The sequence below is a fragment of the Streptomyces sp. NPDC058620 genome, assembly GCF_042717135.1.
In the GTDB taxonomy this organism is placed as follows: Bacteria; Actinomycetota; Actinomycetes; order Streptomycetales; family Streptomycetaceae; genus Streptomyces.
Window position 1 is genome coordinate 1 of sequence record NZ_JBHXQO010000116.1, and the last position, 6,101, is coordinate 6,101.

6 protein-coding genes are annotated in these 6,101 nt (G+C 71.6%); 3 read left to right on the forward strand and 3 right to left on the reverse strand.

Annotated features, from left to right (window positions below):
- Window positions 1-280 precede the first annotated feature (280 nt).
- The 3 genes from ACFWSK_RS37200 to ACFWSK_RS37210 all read right to left on the reverse strand — a co-directional run bounded on the left by ACFWSK_RS37200 (window position 281) and on the right by ACFWSK_RS37210 (window position 2,316).
- Window positions 281-679: a DUF3040 domain-containing protein gene (locus ACFWSK_RS37200; RefSeq protein ID WP_383796473.1), complete on the reverse strand. Its 399-nt coding sequence runs from the start codon at window positions 677-679 to the stop codon at window positions 281-283.
- 248 nt (window positions 680-927) lie between these two features.
- Window positions 928-1,686: a methyltransferase gene (locus ACFWSK_RS37205; RefSeq protein ID WP_383796476.1), complete on the reverse strand. Its 759-nt coding sequence runs from the start codon at window positions 1,684-1,686 to the stop codon at window positions 928-930.
- A 102-nt stretch (window positions 1,687-1,788) separates the two neighbouring features.
- Entirely contained in the window at window positions 1,789-2,316 is a 528-nt protein-coding gene (locus ACFWSK_RS37210) for an SAV_6107 family HEPN domain-containing protein (protein ID WP_383796479.1), read from the reverse strand.
- A gap of 166 nt (window positions 2,317-2,482) precedes the next feature.
- Between ACFWSK_RS37210 and ACFWSK_RS37215 the strand changes: the two genes are divergently transcribed.
- Genes ACFWSK_RS37215 through ACFWSK_RS37225 form a run of 3 tightly spaced genes read left to right on the forward strand, consistent with a single transcriptional unit; the run spans window position 2,483 to window position 5,926 of the window.
- Entirely contained in the window at window positions 2,483-3,226 is a 744-nt protein-coding gene (locus tag ACFWSK_RS37215) for an ATP-binding cassette domain-containing protein (RefSeq protein ID WP_383796482.1), read from the forward strand.
- Window positions 3,198-5,285, forward strand: a complete 2,088-nt coding sequence (locus ACFWSK_RS37220) for a YhgE/Pip family protein (protein ID WP_383796485.1) — start codon at window positions 3,198-3,200, stop codon at window positions 5,283-5,285. Before ACFWSK_RS37215 ends, ACFWSK_RS37220 begins: the two co-directional genes overlap by 29 nt.
- Before the next feature lie 29 nt (window positions 5,286-5,314).
- Complete coding sequence (locus ACFWSK_RS37225; protein WP_383796488.1) at window positions 5,315-5,926, forward strand: TetR/AcrR family transcriptional regulator; 612 nt, start codon at window positions 5,315-5,317, stop codon at window positions 5,924-5,926.
- Window positions 5,927-6,101 lie beyond the last annotated feature (175 nt).

Sequence of the window (6,101 nt, forward strand, 5' to 3'; positions counted from 1 at the left end):
GGGGGGGGCGGGGGGGCGCCCCCCCGCGGGGGGGGGGACGCCCGGGCACGCCCGGGGGGGGCGGGCGTATACCGCGGCCCCCCCCCCCCGGGTGGCTCACCGCGCCCCGCCCCCCCGGCCCGGGGGGGCGCGGGCCGGCTCATCGGACACGGACAGGAAACAGGAACAGGGAACAGGGAACAGCTGAGGGGCGGCCGCAGAAATGCGGCCGCCCCTCACCCATAAGTGTTCGGCGTCACGTCTTCAGTCCGTTCCCGAAATGCTCCCGGGGCGGAAGTGCTTATTGGCCCTGTTCGTCACGGCGGCGCTGCCACCGCTGTTCGATCCGGTTCATCACTGATCGGCGCTGCTTGGGCTGTCGGCGTTCGCCTGTCGCCCCGCTCCCCGCCTGCTGTTGTTCCCCGGGCTTGGGCGCTTTGCGCCACCCGGTGACCGCGAGCACGGCGCACCCCAGCATGACGAGGAACCCCACCACGCTGATCCAGATCTGCTGGGCGACCATTCCGGCCATGAGGAGCGCGATACCCACCAGAAAGCCAGCGACCGCCTGGTAGACCCGTCGTCGGGTGTACGTACGCAGCCCGCTTCCCTCGAGCGCTGTCGCGAACTTGGGATCTTCGGCGTACAGCGCTCGCTCCATCTGCTCGAGCATTCGCTGCTCGTGCTCCGAGAGCGGCACGGAGTCCTCCTAGTCGTCGGCCGCGGGGGGCGACCGGTATGCGGCCCTTCCAGGATAGGCAGGGATTCGCCCCCGTGAAACCCGCCCTGTAGCCATTAGCCAGTCCGGACCGCCATGTCGGTTCGTCTGCTGAGGCGTAGATTCCCCGGCGTCCGATCCGTCATGCCGAATGGTGTCACCCGATCATACGGGGCCGGAGCGCCGATCGGGGTCCTGGAGCCGTACTCCGTCTGCGCCTGCGTCGCTGATCAGGCGCGCTTCTCGCCCAGAACGTGCAGTTGGGTCGCGACGGCGTGGAAAGACGGCAGTTCGGCCACGGCGGCCTCCAGCTTGAGAAGCGCCTCGACGGCACCCGGTTCGGTGTCCACCAGGACGCCCGGTACGAGGTCGGCGAAGACCCGTACGCCGTGGACGGCTCCCACCTCCATACCGGCGGCGCCGACCAGCTCGGTGAGCTGGTCGGCGTTGAAGCGGCGGGGCACCGGGTCGCCGTCGCCCCAGCGGCCCGCCGGGTCGCTCAGGGCGCGCCTGGCCTCGGTGAAGTGACCGGCGAGCGCCCGCGCCAGGACCGCGCCGCCGAGCCCGGCGGCCAGCAGGCTGAGGGCGCCGGACGGGCGGAGCGCGTCCACCGCGTTCCGCACGCCCTCGGCCGGATCGTCCACGTACTCCAGGACGCCGTGGCACAGCACCACGTCGTAGCCGCCGGGCTCCACCACGTCGAACAGGCCGAGGATGTCTCCCTGGACCCCGCTGACCCGTTCGGCCACACCGTCCTCGGCGGCGCGGCGCTCCAGCGCGAACAGCGCGTTGGGGCTGGGGTCGACCACGGTGACCCGGTGGCCCAGCCGGGCGACGGGCACCGCGAAGTTGCCGGTGCCGCCGCCGGTGTCCAGAACATCCAGGGTGTCCCTGCCGGTCGCCTTGACCCGACGGTCGAGAGCGTCCTTGAGGACCTCCCAGACCACGGCGGTACGGAGGGAGGCGCGGGGGCGCGGCTGGTCCGACACGGCAGTTGACTCCTCGGCACGGTGCCGCCACTGACGGGCGGAGCGTGAACAGTGCAGGTGGTACGGGTCCGTCCACCCTATTGCCTCGCGCCGCCGCCCCGGTCACCCCGCTTCGGTCCGCCCCTTTCTCGGCTGGGGAAGCGCCGGCTGGAGCACCAGCAGCCGTTCGACCAGCCGAAGGAACATCGCGGCGTCGCGGAGCAGATCGTCGGCGTCACGACGGGTGGCCGCCCCCGGTATGCCGGCTTCCGCGCGGGCCCTGCGGACGGCCCCGGAGGCGAACAGGGCGCTCCATTCGGTGAGCTCCGGGGCGATCTCCGGCAGGACCTCCCAGGCGCTGCGGATCCGCTCCCGGCGCCTTCTGCTGGTCTCGGGGCGGCCACGGGCCGCGAGCACGGCCGCGGCGGTGCGCAGCGCCGCCAGGTGGGCGGTGGCGTACCGCTCGTTCGGCACGTCGAGGATCGCGGCCTCGTCGAGGCCGCCGCGGGCCTTGGCGAGCAGGTCGAGGGCGGCGGGCGGCGCCGTGGCGCGGCGCAGCACGGGGTGGACGTCGCTTGCCGGACCGGTCGGTGAGGGGGCAGGGCTGCCTGGGCGGCGCCGCGGGGCGGCGGCTGCGGACGAGCTGGCCATGACGAACCTCCTGTCGTCGTGTGACGGTTTCGTGGCCGTCTGTATCCATCGTGACGGTCACCACTGACAATTCCGGTTGATCCACCCCTGACCTGGGCTTTTGCTTCGATCGCGAGTTCCCGCTAAGTTTTTGCACTGACTGGTCAGTTCAAAAAGGGGAGGGTCTGTGGACAGCCCGCACGGGGCAGCCGTCAGCGCCGAGGATCTCGGACTCAGGGGACCGCGCGGCTGGGCCTTCCGGGGGGTCGGCTTCACCGCCGAGCCCGGATCGCTCCTCGCGGTCGAAGGTCCGTCCGGCTCGGGGCGCACCTGTCTGCTCCTCGCGCTCACCGGCCGGATGCGCTCCACGGAGGGCCACGCCGAGACGGGCGGCCTGCGTATGCCCGGCAAGCTCGCCGCCGTCCGCCGGATCAGCGCCCTCGGCCCGGTTCCGGGCGTCAGCGAGCTCGACCCCGCGTTCACCGTCGCCGAGCACCTGCGCGAGCGGGCCCTGCTCCAGCGCCGCTTCGACGGCTCGCTGCGCACGCTGCTCCGGCCCCGCGCCGAACGGGCCGCCGCCGCGCGGACCCGCATCGACGCCGCCCTGGACGCGGCCGGGCTCGACCTCGCCGCCCTGCCCAAGGCCGAACGGACCTCCGTACGCGATCTGGAGCGGCTGGAGGCGCTGCGCCTGTCCATCGCCCTCGCCCTGATCGCCCGCCCGCGGCTGCTCGCCGTGGACGACACCGACCTCAAGCTCTCCGACGCCGAGCGCGCCGACGCCTGGGCGCTGCTGCGCACCATCGCCGACGACGGCACGACGGTGCTCGCCGTGTGCAGCGAGGCCCCCGAGGGCGCACTCACCGTCCGTACCAACACCACGACCGAGGAGGGGACGGCCGATGCGATCGCCGAAACTGGCCGCGCTTGAGCTGAAGCGGTTCGGCAGGGGGAAGCTGCCGCGCGCCGCGCTGGTGGCGCTCCTGCTGCTGCCCCTGCTGTACGGGGCCCTGTACCTGTGGTCGTTCTGGGACCCGTACGGGCGCCTCGACAAGATCCCCGTCGCGCTGGTCAACGACGACAAGGGAGCGACCGTCTCGGGGAAGCGCCTCGCCGCCGGGGACGAGATCACCGGAAAGCTGCTCGACTCCAAGGTCTTCGAGTGGCACGAGGTGAGCTCCGCCGAGGCCGGCCGGGGCGTCGAGGACGGCACGTACTACCTCTCGCTGACCATGCCGTCCGACTTCAGCAAGCGGATCGCCTCCAGCTCGGGCGACTCCCCCGAGACGGGCGCGCTTCAGGTACGGACGAACGACGCGAACAACTACATCGTCGGGCAGATCTCCCGGACGGTGTTCTCCGAGGTACGCACGGCGGCTTCGACGAACGCCTCCCGCGGGTTCCTGGACCGGATCTTCGTCTCCTTCTCCGACATCCATGACGCCACCGAGAAGGCGGCCAAGGGGGCGGACGACCTCAAGGGCGGGATCTCCACGGCCAAGAAGGGCTCCGAGGACCTCGCGAGCGGGCTCAAGGACACCAAAGCGGGCAGCGGCAGGCTGGCGGGCGGGATCACCAAGCTTGACAAGGGCGCGGGCGACCTCGAAACCGGCTCCAGGCAGGTCGCGAACGGTACCCAGCTCCTCGCCGACAAGGTCAACGGCATCGCCGCCGACGTACGTCCGTTCCTCAAGGACAACGGCAAGGCGATCGGCGACACGGCCCGGCTGGTCGCCGATTCGTCGAAGACCGTACGGGACAACCTCGACCTGCTCGTGAAGGCGGCGCCCACCGCGGCCACCGCCGCCCACACCTCCGCCGACGAACTCACCGAGGTCCACCGCACCCAGTGCGAGGACGAGCTTCTGCCCGATCCCGGCGTCTGTCCGCCACTGAAACGGGCCGTGACGGCCGCGGCCGATGTCGCCGAGGTCGCCGACGACGTGAACGCGCTGGTCAAGAACCAGAACGGGGACCTGAAGAAGCTCCGCGGCCATCTGACGACGCTCCAGCAGCAGGCCGAAGTCCTCGCGAAGCGCTCGCCGAGCCTGGACACCGACCTGGAGTCCGCGGTCTCGAAGATCAACGCGCTCAACACGGGCGCCCACAAGGTCGCCAAGGGCGCCGACGCACTCCACACCGGCCTGGGCACCGCGAAGACGGGCTCGTCGGACCTGGACACGGGCGTCGGCAAGCTCAAGACCGGCGCCACCGACCTGGACAGCGGGCTCTTCCGGCTCGGCGACGGATCGGCGTCCCTGGCCCAGGGACTGAACGACGGCGTCGGCAAGATCCCCGACTACTCCGAGAAGGACCGCGACGCGCGTACGGGCGTCATGGCCGACCCGGTAAAACTGGCGTCCTCGTCCCTGCACGCGGCCCCGAACTACGGCACCGGCTTCGCCCCGTACTTCATACCGCTCTCCCTCTGGGTCGGCGCGATGGTGGCGTACATGCTGATCCAGCCGCTGAACAGGCGGGCGCTCGCCGCCGGGGCCTCCGCCTGGCGGATCGCCTTCGCCGGCTGGCTGCCCGTCGTCGCGATCGGTGTGCTCCAGGTCGCCGCGCTGATGTCCGTACTGCACTGGGGGCTCGGCCTCCAGATGGCCCACCCCGCTGCCACGATCGGCTTCCTGGCACTGGTGACCTGCTGCTTCGCCGCGATCGTGCAGTGGCTCAACGCCCGCTTCGGAGCAGCGGGGCGCATCCTCGTCCTGGCGGTGCTGATGCTCCAGCTGACTTCGGCGGGCGGAACGTACCCGGTCCAGACGAGTCCGGGATTCTTCGGCGCGATCCACCCGTTCCTGCCGATGAGCTACATCGTCGAGGGGCTGCGCCGGCTGATCACCGGCGGCGGCCTCGGCCCGGTCTGGCAGGCGTGCGCGGTCCTGGCGGCGTTCACCGCGGGCGCCCTGGCCCTGACCGCCGTCTCCGCGCGGCGCAAGCAGGTATGGACCCTGGACCGGCTGCATCCGGAGCTCAGTCTGTGAGCGCGCCCGGACCTGTGAGAATCGACCGCATGGAAAGCAGTAGCACCACGCGCCGCCAGGCCACCCGGCAGAAGCTCTACGAGGCAGCGGTGACCCTCATCGCCGAGAAGGGGTTCTCCGCCACCACGGTGGACGAGATCGCCGAGCGCGCCGGGGTCGCCAAGGGCACGGTCTACTACAACTTCAAGAGCAAGACCGAGCTGTTCGAGGAACTGCTGCGGCACGGGGTCGGGTTGCTCACGGCCTCGTTGCGCTCCGCGTCGGAGGAGACCGAGGAGCGCGGCGGCACCCGGGTGGAGGCCCTGGACGCGATGATCCGGGCGGGCCTGGTCTTCATCGACCGCTACCCGGCCTTCACCCAGCTGTACGTCGCCGAGCTCTGGCGCACCAACCGTGCCTGGCAGGCGACGCTCCTGGTGGTGCGTCAGGAGGCCGTGGCCGTCGTCGAGGACGTGCTCAGGGGAGGCGTCCGCAACGGCGAGCTGAGCGAGGAGATCGACATTCCGCTGACGGCGGCCGCGCTCGTCGGCATGGTGCTGGTGGCCGCCCTCGACTGGCAGGCGTTCCAGCCGGAGCGGTCGATAGACGATGTGCACTCGGCGCTGTCCCTGCTGCTGCACGGGCGGGTCAGCGGGCGCTGACGCGGAGCCCGGGAGGCACCGCGCGGTCCGGACACGAAGACGCCGGTCCGGTGGAGTTCGATCCCCCTCGAACTCCACCCGACCCGCGGTTTGAGGGGAGCCCGCGGCACCATACCCCCGTGCCCCCGGCGTCCCCCCAGGGGCCGGGGCCACCCCCCGGGACCCCCCGAGCGTC